Below are 19,176 nucleotides of genomic sequence, written 5' to 3'. Positions count from 1 at the left end.
TACTACTGCTGTGGTTGTGAAGACGCGCGACCCTGTTCCGGGGTGGCTGTCTGTTTAACTTCAGGCTGACCATCCGTGTGTACACGGCGATCCAGTTCATACTGCTGGAAAATCGCATTCAGACGTGCACCGCGCGCCTGATCAAAACGGGTCTGCGGGGCAAGGCCGGCGCCGTTTTTCAGATCCAGACTGACCGGTGAGGCACTGCCCATAAACGGTACGGTATTAAATGCGGATGCATCACCGTTAACCACGCTCTCTGTGCCGTCAGTATTATAGTGCTGAACACCGATAATCACGGCCAGTGACACACAGGCTGCCATACCGATTTGTGTTAACTGACTGGCCCACGGGCGCAGTTTTGCCACAAATCCGTAATCACGCCATGTTTTCGGTTCAGGCTGAGACTCAGGGATCGCCTGAGGTGCGATATAAACCGGCTCCTGCGCCAGTGCTTCAGCTACCCGTGACGCAATATCAAAATGCATAACATCCGGCAGGTCGCCGCGCATGGTATCACGGATAAGGTGATAACCGGCCCATTCTGCCTGCAGATCTGCATCCTGTGTCAGTGCGGTAACCACTTCACTGTCAAGAGTTTCTCCGTCCATCAGTGCGGAAAGTGTCTCTTTTTGCATGCCTACGTTCCCTTCAGTGTGATTTAAGTGCTCACTGATTTTGTATCAGTGGCTGAACTTTATTATCGATGGCTTCGCGTGCGCGGAAGATACGGGAACGAACCGTGCCGACCGGGCAATCCATAATCTCAGCTATTTCTTCATAGCTCAGACCATCGAGCTCACGCAATGTAATCGCCGTTTTCAAATCCTCAGGTAAGGAATCGATCGTGCGGAAAACCACCGCTCTTAATTCTTCAGACAACATTAAGTTCTCAGGGTTCGAAATTTCTTTTAACGCCCCTGAGGATTCAAAATTCTCAGCATCTCCGGCATCCACATCACTGGACGGCGGGCGGCGCCCCTGAGCAACCAGGTAATTCTTTGCTGTATTGACCGCAATACGGTACAGCCAGGTATAAAATGCACTGTCACCGCGAAATGACCCGACTGCGCGGTACGCCTTAATAAAGGACTCCTGCGCCACATCCGGAACATCACTCTGCGGAACATAACGGGATACCAGGCTCGCCACCTTGTGCTGATAACGTACCACCAGCATATTAAAGGCTTTCTGATCCCCTTTCTGTACCCGATCAACCAGCATTTGATCCGTTAACTGCTCGCTCATTCGCAGTGTTATCTCCCGAAGCTCAGCTTCACCATTCTCTTTCCTGTTTCGCTTCACTTCATCATGAGCAAGCGATACTTTGAGTCAGCTAAAATAGCGAAGTTCATTTTTCTTTTAAAAAAATTACAAAAAAGGATCCTTTTTGTGATCCTCACTGCATATTTTCCGGATAAATCCTGCGTACTTGTCCGCAGCTTGTTTTTCCGGCGATTAACGTTACAGATTACCACGTTTTCAGCGGTAATCCCTCTGATAATCACGGAAAATTGCCGCAGGACAGTGTAAATATCCTGTAAAATCGGCTTTTGACTGAAAAAAGTACCGTCGTAACTGCCACAATGACGCAGTTCAGTATTTCAGATAAAAACCGGTGATAAATGATTTGAAATCAGTGCTGTAACTGCCTTCTTCCGTTTTAATACTCATCGTTTTGTGCAGCGCACTGACCGGACGGCGCGATAAAGCGATTAATGTCCGGTGAAAAGGGGTCTCCGGTTTATCTGACACCGCAATCTGTGTGTGCAGAAACCAGTTCTGCTCACCGGCGGCGGCGATAAAATCCTGTCCGGTGGTGTACGGCAGCACCACACAGAACAGACCGTCCGGTGTGATAAGCTGTGCCGCATGCCGCAGCAGCTGCGGGTGTTCCAGTGATGTGGTATAGCGGGCGGTTTCCCGCGCACTGTCACGGCAGGCGACCGCCGGGGCGAAATACGGCGGATTACTGACGATAAGATCATAACGGGATTGCGGACAGGCACCGATAAACTCACCGATATCCTGATGAAACACCTGCAGCCGCTCTCCCCACGGTGACGCGAGGAAATTTTCTGCGGCCTGCGCTGCGGCATCGGCATCAATATCCACCGCATCAATCCGTGTCTCCGGCAATGAGCGCTGCGCCAGCATCAGCGCCACCAGACCGCTGCCGGTACCGATATCCAGAATACGGCGGGCATTTTCGCACGGTGCCCAGCCGCCGAGCAGCACCCCGTCAGTACCGACTTTCATGGCACTGCGATCGTGGGCCACAAAAAATTGTTTGCAGGCAAAACCACGGCGGCGCGGTGGTTGTTTTTCGTTTGTCATCATCACGGAACTGTTTGTCTGTTAAAATAAAGAAAACCCGGCGACAGGATACGGACTTCTGCCCGCAGAAGAAAGTCCCGCACGCTGACAACTATTTTTGATGAAGATCCTGTCCAAGCCGTTTATAATCAGCGGTCCAAACAGAGGTATATAATGACTGCAACTACTTTTTCTGAACTTGAACTGAACGATGAACTGATCCGCGCACTGGATGCCAAGGGCTATGAGCGCCCGACCGCCATCCAGGAAGCCACTATTCCGGCTGCGCTGGATAATCGTGATATTCTGGGTTCAGCCCCGACCGGCACCGGCAAAACCGCCGCTTATCTGCTGCCGGCCATTCAGCACCTGTCTGACTTCCCGCGTAAAAAATCCGGGCCGCCGCGCGTGCTTATCCTGACCCCGACCCGTGAACTGGCTATGCAGGTGGCGGATCAGGCCAGAGAATTCTGCCAGTTCACCCATCACGATGTTGCCACCATCACCGGCGGCGTGGCTTATATGAACCACGCCGAAGTGTTCAGTGAGAACCAGGATATTGTTGTCGCGACCACCGGGCGTCTGCTGCAGTATATAAAAGAAGAGAACTTTGACTGCCGCGCGGTTGAGATCCTGATCCTCGACGAAGCCGACCGCATGCTGGACATGGGCTTTGCCAACGATATCGAAACCATCGCCGGTGAAACCCGCTGGCGCACACAGACCATGCTGTTCTCCGCCACCCTCGAAGGCCAGGCTATCCGTGATTTCGCCAAACGGATCCTGAAGGAGCCGGTTGAGATCGAAGCTGACCCGTCACGCCGTGAACGCAAAAAAATCCAGCAATTCTACCTGCGTGCCGATGACCTGGATCACAAGAAAGCCCTGCTCGCACATTTGCTGAAACAACCGGATGTCACCAAAACGGTGGTGTTTGTCCGCAAACGTGAGCGCGTGCGTGAACTGTCTGACTGGCTGCGCACACAGGATATTGTCTCCTGCTATCTTGAGGGTGAGATGGTTCAGGCGAAACGCAACGAAGCCATCAGCCGTATGACTGACGGCCGTGCCACTGTGCTTATCGCTACCGATGTGGCCTCCCGCGGGATCGACATCGAAGATATCAGCCACGTCTTTAACTTTGACCTGCCGCGCACTGCGGATGTCTATCTGCACCGTATCGGGCGCACCGCCCGTGCCGGACGTAAAGGGGTGGCTATTTCACTGGTGGAATCCCACGACCAGCCGCTGCTCGGCAAAATCATCCGTTATATTGAAGAGCCGGTTAAAATGCGCGTGATTGATGAGTTACGGCCGAAAACCCGTGCACCATCGGAGAAAGCGACGCACAAGCCGTCGAAAAAAGTGCTCGCCAAGCGCAAGGAGCAGAAGGCCGCTGAAACTGAGAAGAAGAAAAAAACCAAAATCCGTCACCGCGTCAGTAAAAATATCGGAAAACGACGCAAACCAGGCGCAGATCACACGGGACAAACTCCTGCGGCCGCTGAGCCACAGGAATAAACGGAAATCCTTCTCTCTGATAAAAGAAAACGGACTGTCACAGTCCGTTTTTTTATGCTTACTCTCGGGTTTCATCCATCTGTTCCATCGCGGTAACCACCTGCGACAGGGTATGTGCCTTCACGCCGAGAACCAGTTTCTGCAAAACGGAATGCGCATGCTGCGGCGGATAATAATTCAGCGCTATCCGCTGCCCCAGTGCTTTCGGAAGATCCAGCCCGTCCTGGATATGCGTGAGCCAGTCATGCTCCAGCACATAATGACGGATAAGTTCTGCCCCGCGCGCGCGCGCCGTCACCAGAGAAACGCCCTCTTCCGCCAGTGTGTTTTCTGCCAGCCCCGCCGCATTGAATATCACCGCCGGCTGCTGAAGTACCACCGCACAAAATGAGGCCAGTCCGCCGCCGAGAGAATGCCCGACAAACAACCACGGGCAAACGGATTGCGACAACAGATGTGCTGCCAGCGACACCGCCTCCTGATACTGCCGGGCCGGTAATCCGCGCCCCTGGCGGATATTGGTTATCATATCTGACATATCATTACTGCCCGCAAACGCCAGAATACCGGTATCGCGGTAATGATAAATCATACTCTGCAGGCCGGACGGGCTGCTTAACTGCTCTTTCGTAAGCGAAAGCGAGGCCAGCGTCTGTGCATCAGAACGGCTGACACCATCGATATCACCGCTGCCGGGCTGATAACTGTCAGAACACAACCGGGCCAGGGTAATATCATCGGGAAAACCATCCTGCCGGATCCCGGCGGGTGGCGGCAGTAATAAATCCGCTGCGGTTAAATGCTGCCGCTGCAAAAGTGACTGACAATGCGGCGTGGATGAGAAAGCCAGTAACTGTGAAAAATAGTGTTCGATCAACATAAGTATACCTCCCCGGATACAGAAGGCTTCACTTAACGCTATTCATCACACCGTAACAATATCATTTTTTATCAGTGAGTTACCGACATCCTTATCCGCCAGACATAAAAAAACCACGCCGGAGCGTGGTTTTCGGAACAAGGACTGTTGCCGGAACGATTACAGGCTGGCAGTAAAAGTACGGGCAATAACGTCGCGCTGCTGTTCAGGAGTCAGTGAGTTGAAACGCACTGCATAACCGGAAACACGGATAGTTAACTGCGGATATTTTTCCGGATGGTTAACTGCATCTTCCAGAGTTTCACGACGCAGAACGTTCACGTTCAGGTGCTGACCACCCTCAACACGGACGGTAGGCTGAACCTGTAAATTCACTTCGCGGTACTCGAAAGGACCTAATGCGGCACGGGAAACAACATCACCGTCTGCATATTGTTCTTTTGCACAGATGCAGCGAACTTCGTCTTTGCTGTCATCCAGCAGCCAGAAAGAGTTAACCAGTGCAGCATTTTCGGATTTAGTAATTTGAATACCAGTAACCATGATGACCTCCGGGTGATTCGTTATCAATTTATTGATTGTCATTTAACTTGGAATATTGGTCTAACCAATGTCTCTGCATCTTATATACCAAGAATACAGGGGTGATTCTTTGATATATATCAATAAAAATCATATCAATTTTTAACCGCCATGATAAAAGCCTGTTTTAAATCAATATTTCATTTTTATCATTTTCAGGTTTTTTTGTAAAAAATCAGCCATTTTCGCCCTGCCGTTGTGGTTATCAGAACCGGGCCCGCAAAAAAATCCCTTCTTATTTCCTAACAACGGATAAGTCAGGTAAGCTGAATGCAACTCTTGTAATAAATGAAGGATAACGACACGATGTCTGCATCACTGACCTGGCATGATGTCATCGGCCATGAGAAAACCCAGCCCTATTTCATTGAAACTCTCCGTGTTGTCGCTCACGAACGAGAAATTGGTAAGACCATTTATCCGCCACAGAAAGATGTCTTCAACGCATTCCGTTATACGGAGCTGTCTGATGTGCGGGTAGTGATTCTGGGACAGGATCCGTACCACGGACCGAATCAGGCTCACGGCCTCTCTTTCTCTGTGCTGCCGGGCATTCAGCCGCCACCGTCGCTCGTGAATATGTATAAAGAACTGGAAGCGGATATCCCGGGATTTACGCGGCCAAATCACGGCTGCCTCGTCAGCTGGGCGCAACAGGGGGTGTTACTGCTTAACACTGTGCTGACGGTTGAACGCGGCCAGGCACACTCACACGCCAAACTGGGCTGGGAAACCTTTACCGATAATGTGATTGCGGCTGTCAATGCCCATTGTGAAGGTGTGATTTTCCTGCTCTGGGGCGCACATGCCCAGCGGAAAGGCCAGTACATTGATCAGCAAAAGCATGTGATACTGAAAGCACCGCACCCGTCACCGCTGTCAGCACACCGTGGCTTCCTGGGCTGCGGCCACTTCTCAAAAACCAATGCGATACTGACAGAGCGCGACCAGGCTCCTGTCGACTGGCAGCCGGTGATCCCGGCAGAACTTCAGCCCGGCGCATAATACCGAAACAAAAATGCCGCCCTTGCGGCGGCATTCCGTTGCGTGTGAAACGATCCTTATTTGGAGACCATCACCATCGCCGGACGCAGCAGGCGGCCGTTTAAGGTGTAGCCTTTCTGCATCACGTTCACCACATGATTGGACTCATGATCAGCAGCATCCACCATACTGATGGCCTGGTGCACATCCGGATTGAACGGTACTTTTGTTTCTTCAACAACTTCAATACCGAATTTTTTCACGGCATCCAGGAAGGATTTCAGCGTCAGTTCCAGCCCTTCCAGCATACTTTTCTGTGTTTCATCTTCCGGATTCACCGCACTCAGTGCGCGCTCCAGGTTATCAATCACAGGTAATAATTCATTAGAAAAACGTTCTAATGCAAACTTATGGGCTTTTTCAACATCCTGTTCCATACGGCGGCGGTTGTTTTCAATCTCCGCTTTGGCGCGCAGCATCGCTTCACGTTCTGTTTTACGGGACTCTTCCAGTTCATGCTCCAGCTCCGCGATACGGGCCTGCGCCGCTGCGGCAGCATCCGCCTGTTCCGTTTCCGGCTGCTCTGCTGCCGTGTTCAGGGTCTCCGCTGCATCTGCAACAGGTTCTTCGTGCGTTTTTTGTTCGTGACTACTCATAAAATCTCCGCGTATTTCGCAATAATCCTGATTCTTGTTTATTATGGGGATCAAACTCAGAGATTCAAGGGAATGGCGATTAAGTGAGGCTAAAACGCACATGCTGACGGACAATACCGCAAAAAACAAATCGTTCCGCTGTATCGGAATTGTCGGCCATCCGCGCCATCCTGAAGCGCTGGCAACACACGAACTGCTCTATCACTGGCTGCTGAAAAAAGGTCTGCGTGTGATTGTGGAAAGTGATGTTGCCGCTGAAATGCGGCTGACTGATGCCGTCACCGGCACGCTGCCGGATATCGGGCAGCAGGCCGACCTGGTGATCGTGATCGGCGGGGACGGCAATATGCTCGGTGCCGCCCGTGTGCTCTCCCGCTATGGCGCGGATGTGATCGGCGTAAACCGGGGAAACCTCGGTTTTCTGACTGATCTCGCGCCGGATAACGCACTCCAGCAGCTTGACCGCGTGCTTACCGGGGAATATCACGTCGAAAAACGGTTTCTGCTGGATGCCGGGGTACTCAGCCCCAACGGCAAACTGCGCCGCAGCACCGCACTCAACGAAGTGGTACTGCACCCCGGGAAAGTCGCACACATGATTGATTTTGAAGTCTATATTGATGAGCGCTTTGCTTTTTCCCAGCGTTCTGACGGCCTGATCATCACCACCCCGACCGGCTCCACCGCCTATTCGCTTTCCGCAGGCGGGCCGATCCTGACACCCAATCTTGACGCTATCGCCCTGGTACCGATGTTCCCGCACACCCTCTCCTCACGGCCGCTGGTGATCAGCAGCCACAGTACTATCACCCTGAAATTCCCGCAGACCAATATTGATTATGAAGTCAGCTGTGACAGTCAGATAGCGCTGCCGATACAGGAAGGGGACGTGGTCAGGATCAAACGCAGCAGCAAAACACTCGATCTCATACATCCGATTGATTATAACTATTTCAATACGTTAAGCACAAAACTCGGCTGGTCTAAAAAAATGTTCTGATTTTTTTCATTCCGCCTCTTTACCGGATACAAATCCCGATTATACTGTATGAAAAAACAGGTATGTGTATATCCACAGGAGAGGCGGCATGTTAACCCAGCTCACCATCAGTCAGTTTGCTATTGTCCGCGAGTTAGAGATCGATTTCCGCGCCGGTATGTCAGCTATTACCGGCGAAACCGGTGCCGGTAAATCCATTGCGATTGATGCACTTGGATTGTGCCTCGGCAACCGCGCGGATGCCAATATGGTGCGCCCCGGCGCTAACCGCGCTGATATCTGCGCCCGCTTCTCCCTGAAAGATACCCCTGCCGCCCGTCTCTGGCTGGAGGAACATCAGCTGGATGATAACCAGGAATGCCTGCTGCGCCGCACTATCAACAGCGACGGACGTTCCCGTGGTTTTATCAACGGCACAGCCGTACCACTGTCACAACTGCGTGAACTGGGCACACTGCTGATCCAAATCCACGGGCAGCATGCCCATCAGCATCTGCTGGAAAGCAGCCATCAGAAAATCCTGCTGGATACCTATGCCAACCAGGGCTTACTGCTCGGTGAAATGAAAAAAGCATGGCAGCAATGGCACAACGCCTGTCAGGCACTGGCGCTCTATCAGCAACAGGCACTGGAACGTGAAGCCCGTCAGCAGCTGGTTGATTATCACCTGAAAGAACTCGGTGAATTTGAACCCCGTGAAGGGGAATTTCCGGATATTGATGCAGAATATAAACTCCTGGCGAATGCCGGTCAGTTTCTTAGCCTGAGTCAGGGCACGTTAAATATTCTCAGTGAAAATGATGAAAACAACATCATCAGTATGCTCAATCATGCCCGTCATGAACTCAGCGAACTGATCTCCCTGGATGAAAGCCTGTCCCCGTTACTGAACATGCTGGAAGAAGCCGCCATTCAGGTGGATGAAGTCAGCAATGAACTGCGTCACTACAGTAACCGGGTGGATCTCGATCCGAACCGGCTGTATGAACTCGAGCAACGAATCTCCCGTTACATCAGCCTGAGCCGTAAACACCACACCACGCCGGAAGAATTATATGTTCTGTATGCACAGTTACAGGAAGAGCAGCAGATGCAGCAGGAAAGTGAACAGCACAGCGAAGAACTGAGCCGTGAAGCGGAACAGTATTATCAGCAGGCGCTGACGATTGCACAGCAGTTACATATGGTCAGAGAGCACTACGCCGCTGAACTGAGTGAGCTGATCACACAGAGTATGCACCATTTATCGATGCCGCACGGCCGCTTTACCGCTGATGTAATTTTTACTCCGGAACAACTGAATATGGATGGCGCAAGCAGAGTTGAATTTAATGTCACCACCAACCCGGGACAGCCTCATCAGGCACTGGCGAAAGTGGCATCCGGCGGGGAGTTATCCCGTATTGCGCTGGCAATTCAGGTGATCACCGCGAAGAAAATGGATACTCCGGCACTGATTTTCGACGAAGTGGATGTGGGGATCAGCGGCCCGACAGCGGCTATCGTCGGAAAACTGCTGCGTGAGCTGGGCGAATCCACGCAGGTCATGTGTGTGACTCACCTGCCGCAGGTTGCGGGTTGCGGACATCAGCACTACTTTGTCAGCAAGCACACCAACGGCACTGAAACCGAAACCGCTATGCAGTTGCTGGATAAAAAAGCACGGGTACAGGAACTGGCCCGGTTACTAGCCGGTGCCGCCGTCACCAAAAATACCCTTGCCAGCGCAAAAGAATTGCTGGCAGCATGACAAACAAGCTGATTTCATCTAACTTTTATGCGATCCTGCGGTCATAGAAAAATGTAAAGGTTTTCAATTTGATTATTGTCGATTATCATCGTCACAAAGAATCCTAAAGGAATGAAATCACCATGCGTTGTAAATTGCTGATTGCCGCAACGACATCTTTGTTGCTGTTAACTGCCGGTTGTTCCACTCTGGAGCGTGTCGTTTACCGCCCGGATATCAACCAGGGTAACTACCTGACACCGGCAGACGTGGCGAAGATCCAGAAAGGAATGACCCAACAGCAAGTCGCCTATACACTCGGTACTCCGATGTTACGTGACCCGTTCGGAACACAGACCTGGTACTATGTCTTCCGCCGTGAACCGGGCCATGAGCCGGTGAAACAGGAAACGCTGACACTGGTCTTTGACTCAGCCGGTACACTGAGCCAAATCACGAACACCAATTACAAACCGGACGGTGGTGACGAAACAGCAAGTGAAATCGCCAGCGAGACTGTCACTGACTGATCTCCGGCTGTCACGCTGAAACAACGTGTGGTTAGCAACAAAAAACCCGCTGATATATTACGGATCAGCGGGTTTTGTTCATTTATTTGTTTCGGTTTGCTGTTACCGGCGTGGCGTTACTGATTGGTGTCACCGATTTATTGCCACATCCTGCCTGCTGCACACAAACCATTCACCACATTTATAACGAATAATTATTCATCACTATGATTTATCACTCTCCGGTATTTTCTCTGTTCCGTCCTGATAGTAATCAGGATACTCAAACATTACTTTGCTTATATTTCCGTAAATTAGCCGGAGATATATTACTTCTCAGGGTAACCACACGATAAAAATGGATATAAATCATTAGTATAATTAACTTTTCAGAAATATCTCACTGACCGATAGTATCGTGCTAGTATTCACGATTATTTCATTTTCACGCATGTTTAATAAGTAAGGTTAATGGCATGTCTAATCGCTTAAAGCTACAGGACGGAAAAACGCTGACTCTTGCGTCTTTGGGTGGTGCGCTGGAATTTTACGACTTTATCGTATTCCTCACCTTCGCACCCTTTTTGCAGACACTCTTCTTCCCGAGTGACTCACCGCTGCTTTCGAGCATCATGACCTATCTGACCTACGCGGTCGCTTATTTTGTCCGCCCGCTCAGCGGCGTGATCATGGCACATTTCGGCGACCTGATTGGCCGCAAGAAAATGTTTATGCTCTCCCTGTTCCTGATGGCGATCCCGACCCTGCTGATCGGCCTGCTGCCAACCTATGAGCAGATTGGCTATGCCGCACCGGTCTTACTGCTGATTATGCGTCTGTTGCAGGGTATCGCATTAGGCGGAGAAGTGCCGAGCGCACACGTCTTTGTCACCGAGCATGTCCCGCAGAACCGCATCGGCCTGGCGAACAGTATGATTGCCAGTGGCCTGACATTCGGCGTGGTTATCGGCCATTTCGCGGCTTACCTTATTTACACCAACTTCAGCAATGACCAGATCTTAAGTTTCGCATGGCGTTATCCGTTTATCTGCGGCGGAGTTTTAGGCCTGATTGCCGTATATTTACGCCGCTATCTGCGTGAAACACCGGTATTCCTGGAAATGAAAAAACGCAAAGAACTGATTGATATGCCGATCAAAGAAGTATTAAAGAGCTACAAACCGGCCACTATGATCTCTATTCTTGCCACCTGGCTGCTGACCACCGGTGTGGTTCTGGTTGTCCTGGCCCCAAACCTGATGAAATCCGATATCTTTAAAATCGACCCGGAATTTGTCAGTAAAATTGCTATCCTCGCCACCGTCATGAACATGGCCGGCAGTATTATCGCGGGGATTGTGTCCGACAAACTCGGCATCCGCAAAACCGTTGTGATATACAGCATCCTGCTCGCCGCCGCCAGTTACGCCTTCTTTAATTCCCTCGGCAGCGGTGACCACACCACTATCGGCTTCTTATATTCCCTGGCCGCCCTGTTCCTGGGTCTGGTTGCCTGTGTACCGATTATTATCATCAAACTGTTCCCGGCCAATATCCGCTTAAGCGGTATCGGGTTCTCCTATAACATCGGTAACGCTCTGTTCGCCGGGCTGACCACCTTCACTGTACCGGTCATTGCCGAACACGTTAACCCGATGTTTATCGCCTACTATATTCTGTTCCTCTGTGCTCTCGGCCTGTTTATCAGTTTCTGCCTCGGCAAAAAATCGATGAAGTTTTATGTCTGATAACGATATCTGATAACAACGCGCAGCAATAAAAAACGGGGAATATTCCCCGTTTTTTATATCTCCGTATATCGTTTTATTGTATATCTTCCGGATATATAGCGATATATCATTACACGATAGTGCCATTTTTATCTTAATTATTCTCTCAGATATAGTGTCTTGCCTTTCCCCAAAAAGGATGGAACGATGACTGTAAGTGAATACTCTCTCTGATTAAGGATAAACAGTGACACAATCACCGGCTGTTGCAGAAAAGACCGCAGCACTAATCGCATCCTGCTTATTAAAATATCGTCTTAAATCGGCAGTGATGGATTATTCAGAAGGATCGATGTTTACACTCTTTCGGCTGGCACCTTCCGCCGGAATACGCAGTTCACAAATTTCCGCCCTCATTCCTGAATTATGCCGCTCTCTGAATGTAACTGAAATCCGGATGATTGATTTTATCCCCGGAACACCGTACATAGGATTGCTTGTAAAAAATGAATTCCGGAAAATCGTCTCCTTCAGCCACTGTTTTACTAAATGGACAGAAGATAAATCACTGCCGCAACTTTCGATGATGGCGGGCGAAAATATAACCGGCGAACCAGTCAGTCTGGATTTAACACAATTACCACATCTGCTGATCGCCGGAACAACCGGCTCCGGTAAATCCATGCTGATGCACTCCCTGATACTGAGTCTGCTGTACAGGACATCTCCTGCGAATGTCCGGCTGGTGCTGTGTGATGCCCACCATCCTGAACTCAGCCTTTACCGTGATACGCCGCATTTACTTTTACCTGTTCTGTCTGACAGCACTGAAATAGCAGAAGCCCTTCATTTTCTGACCACAGAAGCAGAAATACGACGCAAACAATTCTCCGTAATAAATGCCCCTGATCTCCGGCGTTATAATGAAAAAATTGCTATAGCAGAATCATTCGGAAGACCGATTCCGGATCCATTTTGGCGACCGGAAGACTGTATGGCGGAACATCCCCGTCTGAGTCATAAACCGGCGATTGTTATCTGTATCGAGAATGCTGTTCAGCTGATTAATGATCACAGCAATATTGAAGATTTAATTTTACCTCTGCTGCAACAGGGAGGAATGACCGGTATTCATTTATTGCTCACAACACGCAGCCCGCTGCCGACAAAAATAAACCAGCAACTTAAATTTCATATCCCTGCCCGCATTGCAATGACAGTGACTTCCAAAGCGGACTCTCATTTTATTATCGGGCAACATGGTGCTGAAATATTATCCGGAGATGGTGATATGTTACTTATCACCGCTGATTCCGCAGAGCCTCAGCGCATTCAGGGAGCGTATATCAGCGACAGTGATATACATAATGCCGTTGATTACTGCAAAAAATGGGGGGATGTCAGCTATCTTAATACCGGAAAAACAGTTGTACAGAACACCTGTGATTTAGATCCCCTGTTTGACAGGGCTGTTCAGTTTGTCACAGAAACACAACTGGTTTCGATATCCGGCATTCAGCGGGAATTCCGCATTGGTTACAATCGTGCAGCCAGAATCGTTGAGGAAATGGAAGAGTCGGGAATCATCAGCGAACCATTTTCAGACGGAAGGCGGGAGGTTTTAGTTCCGGGGCTTTTTTGATCATAACCACCCGCATCACGGGTGGTTATGATTTACCAATGTAGCTGGGTTTTTATAAATCCAGTGACCGTTTCCACAGCAGAAAATCGAACTGCTCCAGACGGTCTGCTTTCACCTTGTATTCCCCGCCCGCCGTTTCAATCACGCGCTCAAACAGCCCTTTGCTGATTTCCGGTAATGGTACACCGTCTATCACCGGCCCGCAGTCGTAGTCAATCATGTCTGACAGACGCTGTGCGATGGCGCTGTTGGTGGAAATCTTGACGACCGGTACGATAGGGTTTCCTGTCGGTGTTCCCAGCCCCGTGGAGAAAATAACGACGTTACACCCGGCTGCCACCAGTCCGGTCACCGCATCCACATCATTTCCCGGTGTGCAGACCAGAGACAGTCCGCTGTCCGGCATCGGTTCCGCATAATCACACACAGCACTGATTGGCGATTTCCCGCCTTTTTTTGCCGCGCCGGTTGATTTAATCGCATCGGTAATTAATCCATCAGCAATATTTCCGGGACTCGGGTTATCCGCGATAGTGGTATTAAAGAAGTTCGCGGTTTTCTCATACTGTCCCATCAGATCGAGGAATTTCTTTTTATCCTCAAAACGGATGCAGCGCTTTACCATATCCCCTTCCGCACCACACAGCTCCGGGAATTCAGCCAGACCGGAAGCGCCGCCGAGTGTCACCAGCCAGTCAGATACCAGCCCCATCGCCGGATTGCCGGAAATACCCGAGAACCCGTCAGACGCCCCGCACTTCACCCCAAGCTTAAGATAGGACAGCGGCACATCCGTACGGCTCTGAGGTTTCACCGCCTTCATGCACTCATAGGTTTGCTTCAGCGCCGTCTGCATCATCTCTTCTTCGCTGTTCCATTCCTGCTGCCGGAAATAGAGCGCCGGTTTATCAAACGCCGGATTACGTGCCGCCAGCGACTCTTTGAACATCTTGCGCTGCGCTTTTTCACATCCCAGGCTGAACACAGTAATGCCAATCACATTCGGGTGATCCGCATACGCTGCCAGTACATCACACATGGTTTTACTGTCAGAAGTGGCACCACCGCAGCCGCTGGTCACCGTAATACAGCGCACACCCTCAATATGCGGAAACAGCTTAGGTTTTGTGGTCTGCACCTGTTCACCGGCGGTCAAATCCAGGGCGAAACTTTTCAGGCTGTTATTGGTGTAACCCAGCGCCTCATTCAGCGCATCCGTCAGTTTGGTGACATTGCGGTTTTCACAGAACACCAGCGGGAAAATCAGCCAGTAATTTGCCGTACCGACCCGCCCATCATCACGGACATAACCTTTAAATGTCCGGTCCTTCCAGGCTGATACATCCGGGATCTGCCATTCATAATCTCCGCTCTCCTCCAGTGATACCGGGGCGGCATAATGGCGGATATTATCCACGGTAATCACTTCCCCGCGGGCAATCGGCTTTGTCGCTTTTCCCACTGAAGTTCCGTACATGGAGACAATGCCGCCTTCCGGCACATCTTCCAGGGCAAACTTGTGTTTGGCTTTCACATCCGTAACCAGAGTGATTGATTCATCACCCCACTGATATACCTCACCGGCATACAAGTCCTTCAGTGCCACGATTAAATTATCAGTTTCATCAATACGTAATATCTTTTGCATAACTCACCTTCCGGTTATTGCCGCCAAAATGACGACAATGAATCAGGATTATTTTTGTGTGTTCTTTTTCAGTAAGGCAATCAGGAGTGCACAGCCGACAGTGATCACCGCGAGTGTGATAATCCCCGCCGTATTGCTGTTCATCAGTTTATCCATTTCCACACGGATGATCGGTGCGAGGAAAGAACAGAATGCCCCCATGGTGGTACAGAACCCGATGCCGGCAGCCAGCGCAGGACCGCTCAGTAACTGCGGCGGGAATGTCCAGAACACCGGCTGTACCGACAGGAAACCGACGGCACTGAGACACAGCGCGGCGATCGCAAAGACCGGACTGGCAAAGGCGGATAATGCCAGACCAACTGCCGCTGCCAGCATACACATCACGGAAATAGCCACACGGCGGGACGGATTTTTATCTGCCAGGCGCGGGATGTAATACACACCGAACGCCGAGCATGCCCACGGAATAGCTGCCACCAGAGATGCTTTAAACCCGAGACTTTGTCCCATCAGGGAAGCCACCTGCGACGGCAGGAAAAACATCAGCCCGTAGACCGAGATCTGGATGGTGCCGTAGATAAGTGCCAGATGCCAGACCTTGATATTTTTCAGCGCGGACAACACTGACGTGGTTTCTGTTTTCGCATTCTCACTGGCCAGTTGCTCTGTCAGGGCTTTCTTCTCTTCCGCTGTCAGGAAGCGGGCTTTCTCCGGGCTGTCATCCAGCCAGAAAAAGGCGAAGATCCCGATAACAACCGCCGGTAAACCTTCAATCACAAACATCCAGAACCAGCCCGGACGCCCCATCCAGCCGTGTAATTCCAGCAGTGCACCGGATAACGGCGAACCGAGTGTCAGCGCCAGCGGTACACCGAGAACAAAAATACCAATCACCGAGCCGCGGACTTTATTCGGGAAATAGATGGAGGCCAGTAATAAAATTCCCGGATAAAAACCCGCCTCGCCCAGTCCCAGCAGGAAACGCAGCACAATAAATTGCGTCTCGTTGGTCACGAACCCGGTCATTGCGGATAACACACCCCAGATAACCGTTGTAATACTCAGCCACTTTTGTGCGCCGATTTTATTGAGGATCAGGTTTGCCGGGATCCCGAACAGTGCATAAGCGGCGAAGAAAATCCCCGCCCCCAGTGCAAAGGCGGAATCGGATAGTCCGATATCCAGTTGCATGGCATCTTTCGCAAAGCCCACATTCACGCGATCAATAAATGCCACAAAATACAAAATAAACATCAGGGGTACTAAACGCTTCCACGATTTCTGAATCGCGGAATTTAAAGCAGGATTGTCATAAGCTGTGATAGTCGCCATGATAATATTCCCTGTCGGTAAGATGTTCTGTCGTTATAATCAGGAAAAATCAGCGTGCTGTTTCAGCATCCGCCAGTATCTGCATCAGCTGTTCAGTCTGCTCCGCATTCAGGCTGCTGAATGGCGCTGTACAGTAGTCTGACTGAATAATGCCCCGCATCTGTAATGCTTTTTTAAAGGTCGGGATAAACGGTGAGTGCACGCCGTAAACGGCCATCAGCTGATCCACTTTGCGCTGATGTGCAGCTACAGCAGCCATATCACCCTGTGCAAATGCCTCCATCCAGGAAGCGAAGAACTCAGGCACAATATTGGATAACCCGCCGATACAGCCATTTCCCCCCGCCAGCACAACATGGGCGAAGTTATTGTCATAACCGGCATAAACCTCAAAATGCGGGATCTCTTTTTTTACCGTCTGAATAATCTGCGACGTATGTAATGTATCGGGGATCGTATCTTTCAGCCCGATAATATTCGGATAGCGATCCGCCAGACGCAGACACACCTCCGGTGACACCGAGTAACCGGTACGCTCCGGGAAGTTATAGATAAAAATATTGGCTGACGTTTTTTCCGCGACCGCGCTGTAAAACCGGTAAACGCCCTCATCATCCAGCGGGAAATAGTACGGGCTGATAATCATGACCCCGTCCACACCCTGCTCATGAGCATAGTTCGCCAGCGCGGCGGACTCATTCACATCCGGGCGGCTGGTCCCGGCATACACTTTCATTCCCCCTTTGTCATAACTGCCGCATAACCTGATCAGTGTTTTTGAGCTTTCCATATCCAGTGAAAAAAACTCGCCGGTACTGCCCATGACGACAAATCCGGAGACATGCCCCTTCAGAGAGTCATACACCTGCTGGTTTTGTTCGGTATCAATCCGGCCTTTGTCATCAAAAATTGTTACAGCCGGCGTGATGTAACGGCTTTCCATACCCACATTGTTCATATATACAAACCTCGTTAATAAATAAAAACACCGGTAAGTAATCATGAAAATCAGAGTGAGTCAAATTTTGTACATTTGCTGAAAAAACAGGCTAACAGGCTGTTTTAATTGCGGTTGAAAACTATATCTGCGGAAAAACCCGATCCGGATTGCGGTTATTTATTATTTATCTGTGAGGAACAGCACATTACGGGAACAATAAAGCGGATTGCCGTGACACCGGCAGGCAATGTCACAAACGGACATCCGGACATGATTTACTTAGCGGGGCTTTGTACCTAGAATAACGGCATAAACTGTCAGGGAGGTGAATTGATGTCAACGGAGCATATGCCGACAATACGGGTGTTAGAAGTACTCAGTGTTCTGGCGGCAGAAAACACCGGGATTTCCCTCACGCAGCTGGCCGGAAAAACCGGTATCTTAAAAGGCACGCTCTACCCGATTCTGAAAACTCTGGCAGAACGCCGTTATATTAATTATGACGAAAACACCCAGCTTTATTTTCTGGGTATCGCCTGCTCCATTCTTTCCCGTTCTTTCTTTGAAAAATCGTACTGGCTGAAAATGGTGCACCGCGAGATGAATAATATTGTCAACGAGTGCAACGAAGTGTGCCAGATGGGTATATTAGATGGCCCGGATGTGTTGTATATCGATAAAGTGCAGTCTGTCCAGAAAGTTCAGTTAGTCTCCAATATCGGCACCCGCTTACCGGCGGTTTATTCCGCATTAGGTAAAGCGATGATATGTCATTACAGCGATGACGATATTCTCCGCTTATATCCTGACGGCTTTACCCCGCTGACAAAATACAGTATCACCACCATTGCGGAATTACGTCAGCAGCTGGAAGAGGTCAAATTAAATCATTACGCCACTGACAACCGGGAAATAAACGAAGAAACCCGCTGCTATGCCGTTTCATTACGTCAGCGCAATAAGATTATCGCCGCCATCAGTGTCTCCGTCCCGACATTCCGCAGTAATGATGAAAAAAATAACCAGATTATCAGTGTATTACTCCGCAGCCGCGAACGTATTGAGCAGGAATTGAATACATTGCAGGATGTGGAGTTTTATCAGTAAAGATTAATATCAAAAAGCCGCTTAGCGGCTTTCATCGTCAATAATATTAAGTAATTCATCAGTCAGGACGGAAAGCGGTAACGGATTCATTTCTGAAAATTCAGATAAATGGGTATATGAGCGCGGTGTTGCTATAGGTTTCTCCCTTTCGGGAGACCAGCAGATAATGTAAGCACACCCGTTTCAGTTCCACACACTTTTTGAGATTTCGTTATTTTCAGCTAATAACCGGTATTCTTCCGGTGTCAGATTATTCAGGAATTCATGTGGACGCTCCCGGTTATATTCCCTCAGCCAGCATTCTGTGATTTCCCGTACTTCATTCAGTGTCCGGAACAGATAAAAATCCAGTATTTCAGTCCGGTATGTCCGGTTAAAACGTTCAATAAAGGCATTCTGAGTCGGTTTAATAAATTCCAGTATTACCCCATGCTCTTCCGCCCAGTGTGCCAGTGTCAGTGATATAAGCTCCGGACCATTATCCATCCGCATTTTCACCGGGTATCCGCGTGTTGCAACTATTCTGTCCAATACCCGGACAACGCGTTGGGCCGGGATATTCAGATCAATTTCTATCGCCAGGGCTTCACGGTTAAA

The 19,176-nt window shown here is 50.0% G+C and carries 18 protein-coding genes and 1 pseudogene; 9 read left to right on the top strand and 10 right to left on the bottom strand.

The features are described from left to right. Positions 1-2 precede the first annotated feature (2 nt). From rseA to AB7038_RS06120, 3 genes are all read right to left on the bottom strand, one after another. The gene (gene rseA / locus AB7038_RS06130) at positions 3-638 is read right to left on the bottom strand and encodes an anti-sigma-E factor RseA (RefSeq protein ID WP_368888626.1); all 636 of its coding nucleotides are present in this window, start codon (positions 636-638) and stop codon (positions 3-5) included. Between the two features lie 31 nt (positions 639-669). Beyond that, positions 670-1,248, bottom strand: coding sequence for an RNA polymerase sigma factor RpoE (gene rpoE, locus AB7038_RS06125; RefSeq protein ID WP_004236997.1), 579 nt, complete (start codon positions 1,246-1,248; stop codon positions 670-672). 348 nt (positions 1,249-1,596) lie between these two features. Continuing rightward, on the bottom strand, positions 1,597-2,340 hold the full coding sequence (locus AB7038_RS06120; protein ID WP_369452953.1) for a tRNA1(Val) (adenine(37)-N6)-methyltransferase: 744 nt from the start codon (positions 2,338-2,340) through the stop codon (positions 1,597-1,599). A 150-nt stretch (positions 2,341-2,490) separates the two neighbouring features. Between AB7038_RS06120 and srmB the strand changes: the two genes are divergently transcribed. After that, positions 2,491-3,837, top strand: a complete 1,347-nt coding sequence (srmB, locus tag AB7038_RS06115) for an ATP-dependent RNA helicase SrmB (RefSeq protein WP_369452952.1) — start codon at positions 2,491-2,493, stop codon at positions 3,835-3,837. Between the two features lie 58 nt (positions 3,838-3,895). Here the strand turns inward: srmB and AB7038_RS06110 are convergent, their stop codons facing one another. Both AB7038_RS06110 and grcA read right to left on the bottom strand, forming a co-directional pair. Further along, the gene (locus tag AB7038_RS06110; protein WP_369452951.1) at positions 3,896-4,717 is read right to left on the bottom strand and encodes a hypothetical protein; all 822 of its coding nucleotides are present in this window, start codon (positions 4,715-4,717) and stop codon (positions 3,896-3,898) included. A gap of 159 nt (positions 4,718-4,876) precedes the next feature. Continuing rightward, positions 4,877-5,260, bottom strand: a complete 384-nt coding sequence (grcA, locus tag AB7038_RS06105) for an autonomous glycyl radical cofactor GrcA (RefSeq protein WP_004237002.1) — start codon at positions 5,258-5,260, stop codon at positions 4,877-4,879. Between the two features lie 345 nt (positions 5,261-5,605). On the opposite strand from grcA, the gene ung reads away from it, so the two are divergent. Beyond that, complete coding sequence (ung, locus tag AB7038_RS06100) at positions 5,606-6,304, top strand: uracil-DNA glycosylase (RefSeq protein ID WP_368888630.1); 699 nt, start codon at positions 5,606-5,608, stop codon at positions 6,302-6,304. Between the two features lie 56 nt (positions 6,305-6,360). On the opposite strand, the gene grpE is transcribed toward ung, so the two are convergent. Then, positions 6,361-6,939 (bottom strand): nucleotide exchange factor GrpE, encoded by a 579-nt coding sequence (gene grpE, locus AB7038_RS06095; protein WP_368888631.1) that lies wholly within the window; start codon positions 6,937-6,939, stop codon positions 6,361-6,363. Between the two features lie 100 nt (positions 6,940-7,039). Here grpE and nadK point away from each other — a divergent pair, with 100 nt between their 5' ends. From nadK to AB7038_RS06065, 6 genes and pseudogenes are all read left to right on the top strand, one after another. Beyond that, positions 7,040-7,939, top strand: a complete 900-nt coding sequence (nadK, locus tag AB7038_RS06090) for an NAD(+) kinase (RefSeq protein WP_004237006.1) — start codon at positions 7,040-7,042, stop codon at positions 7,937-7,939. Between the two features lie 88 nt (positions 7,940-8,027). Next, a complete protein-coding gene (gene recN / locus AB7038_RS06085; protein WP_369452950.1) occupies positions 8,028-9,689 on the top strand; it encodes a DNA repair protein RecN in 1,662 nt (553 codons plus the stop codon). Positions 9,690-9,811: 122 nt separating this feature from the next. Then, on the top strand, positions 9,812-10,198 hold the full coding sequence (gene bamE / locus AB7038_RS06080) for an outer membrane protein assembly factor BamE (RefSeq protein WP_004241898.1): 387 nt from the start codon (positions 9,812-9,814) through the stop codon (positions 10,196-10,198). Positions 10,199-10,653: 455 nt separating this feature from the next. Beyond that, positions 10,654-11,925, top strand: coding sequence for an MFS transporter (locus AB7038_RS06075; RefSeq protein ID WP_369452949.1), 1,272 nt, complete (start codon positions 10,654-10,656; stop codon positions 11,923-11,925). Between the two features lie 229 nt (positions 11,926-12,154). Further along, a pseudogene (locus AB7038_RS06070) lies at positions 12,155-13,006 on the top strand (DNA translocase FtsK); the annotation flags it as partial. Positions 13,007-13,027: 21 nt separating this feature from the next. After that, the gene (locus tag AB7038_RS06065) at positions 13,028-13,549 is read left to right on the top strand and encodes a DNA translocase FtsK (protein WP_369453107.1); all 522 of its coding nucleotides are present in this window, start codon (positions 13,028-13,030) and stop codon (positions 13,547-13,549) included. Positions 13,550-13,601: 52 nt separating this feature from the next. Here AB7038_RS06065 and AB7038_RS06060 read toward each other — a convergent pair whose 3' ends face one another. The 3 genes from AB7038_RS06060 to AB7038_RS06050 are packed head-to-tail and all read right to left on the bottom strand — an operon-like array spanning position 13,602 to position 17,475. Next, positions 13,602-15,197: a UxaA family hydrolase gene (locus AB7038_RS06060; protein ID WP_369452948.1), complete on the bottom strand. Its 1,596-nt coding sequence runs from the start codon at positions 15,195-15,197 to the stop codon at positions 13,602-13,604. Positions 15,198-15,245: 48 nt separating this feature from the next. Continuing rightward, positions 15,246-16,532: an MFS transporter gene (locus AB7038_RS06055; protein ID WP_032098426.1), complete on the bottom strand. Its 1,287-nt coding sequence runs from the start codon at positions 16,530-16,532 to the stop codon at positions 15,246-15,248. Between the two features lie 49 nt (positions 16,533-16,581). Continuing rightward, positions 16,582-17,475, bottom strand: a complete 894-nt coding sequence (locus tag AB7038_RS06050; RefSeq protein WP_186724556.1) for a dihydrodipicolinate synthase family protein — start codon at positions 17,473-17,475, stop codon at positions 16,582-16,584. 330 nt (positions 17,476-17,805) lie between these two features. On the opposite strand from AB7038_RS06050, the gene AB7038_RS06045 reads away from it, so the two are divergent. Then, positions 17,806-18,579: an IclR family transcriptional regulator gene (locus tag AB7038_RS06045; protein ID WP_369452947.1), complete on the top strand. Its 774-nt coding sequence runs from the start codon at positions 17,806-17,808 to the stop codon at positions 18,577-18,579. Between the two features lie 183 nt (positions 18,580-18,762). Here AB7038_RS06045 and AB7038_RS06040 read toward each other — a convergent pair. Continuing rightward, positions 18,763-19,176: integrase core domain-containing protein (locus AB7038_RS06040; protein WP_369452946.1), on the bottom strand; the 414-nt coding region annotated here is incomplete at its 5' end.

The sequence above is a fragment of the Morganella morganii genome, assembly GCF_041099235.1.
Lineage (GTDB): Bacteria > Pseudomonadota > Gammaproteobacteria > Enterobacterales > Enterobacteriaceae > Morganella > Morganella morganii_E.
This window is presented reverse-complemented; position numbering and strand designations above follow the sequence as displayed.

What these genes read in the sequence shown, in the direction of transcription:
- rseA (WP_368888626.1), bottom strand. Translation starts at nt 638, where the DNA reads ATGCAAAAAGAGACACTTTCCGCACTGATGGACGGAGAAACTCTTGAC.
- rpoE (WP_004236997.1), bottom strand. Translation starts at nt 1,248, where the DNA reads ATGAGCGAGCAGTTAACGGATCAAATGCTGGTTGATCGGGTACAGAAA.
- AB7038_RS06120 (WP_369452953.1), bottom strand. Translation starts at nt 2,340, where the DNA reads ATGATGACAAACGAAAAACAACCACCGCGCCGCCGTGGTTTTGCCTGC.
- srmB (WP_369452952.1), top strand. Translation starts at nt 2,491, where the DNA reads ATGACTGCAACTACTTTTTCTGAACTTGAACTGAACGATGAACTGATC.
- AB7038_RS06110 (WP_369452951.1), bottom strand. Translation starts at nt 4,717, where the DNA reads ATGTTGATCGAACACTATTTTTCACAGTTACTGGCTTTCTCATCCACG.
- grcA (WP_004237002.1), bottom strand. Translation starts at nt 5,260, where the DNA reads ATGGTTACTGGTATTCAAATTACTAAATCCGAAAATGCTGCACTGGTT.
- ung (WP_368888630.1), top strand. Translation starts at nt 5,606, where the DNA reads ATGTCTGCATCACTGACCTGGCATGATGTCATCGGCCATGAGAAAACC.
- grpE (WP_368888631.1), bottom strand. Translation starts at nt 6,939, where the DNA reads ATGAGTAGTCACGAACAAAAAACGCACGAAGAACCTGTTGCAGATGCA.
- nadK (WP_004237006.1), top strand. Translation starts at nt 7,040, where the DNA reads ATGCTGACGGACAATACCGCAAAAAACAAATCGTTCCGCTGTATCGGA.
- recN (WP_369452950.1), top strand. Translation starts at nt 8,028, where the DNA reads ATGTTAACCCAGCTCACCATCAGTCAGTTTGCTATTGTCCGCGAGTTA.
- bamE (WP_004241898.1), top strand. Translation starts at nt 9,812, where the DNA reads ATGCGTTGTAAATTGCTGATTGCCGCAACGACATCTTTGTTGCTGTTA.
- AB7038_RS06075 (WP_369452949.1), top strand. Translation starts at nt 10,654, where the DNA reads ATGTCTAATCGCTTAAAGCTACAGGACGGAAAAACGCTGACTCTTGCG.
- AB7038_RS06065 (WP_369453107.1), top strand. Translation starts at nt 13,028, where the DNA reads ATGACCGGTATTCATTTATTGCTCACAACACGCAGCCCGCTGCCGACA.
- AB7038_RS06060 (WP_369452948.1), bottom strand. Translation starts at nt 15,197, where the DNA reads ATGCAAAAGATATTACGTATTGATGAAACTGATAATTTAATCGTGGCA.
- AB7038_RS06055 (WP_032098426.1), bottom strand. Translation starts at nt 16,532, where the DNA reads ATGGCGACTATCACAGCTTATGACAATCCTGCTTTAAATTCCGCGATT.
- AB7038_RS06050 (WP_186724556.1), bottom strand. Translation starts at nt 17,475, where the DNA reads ATGGAAAGCCGTTACATCACGCCGGCTGTAACAATTTTTGATGACAAA.
- AB7038_RS06045 (WP_369452947.1), top strand. Translation starts at nt 17,806, where the DNA reads ATGTCAACGGAGCATATGCCGACAATACGGGTGTTAGAAGTACTCAGT.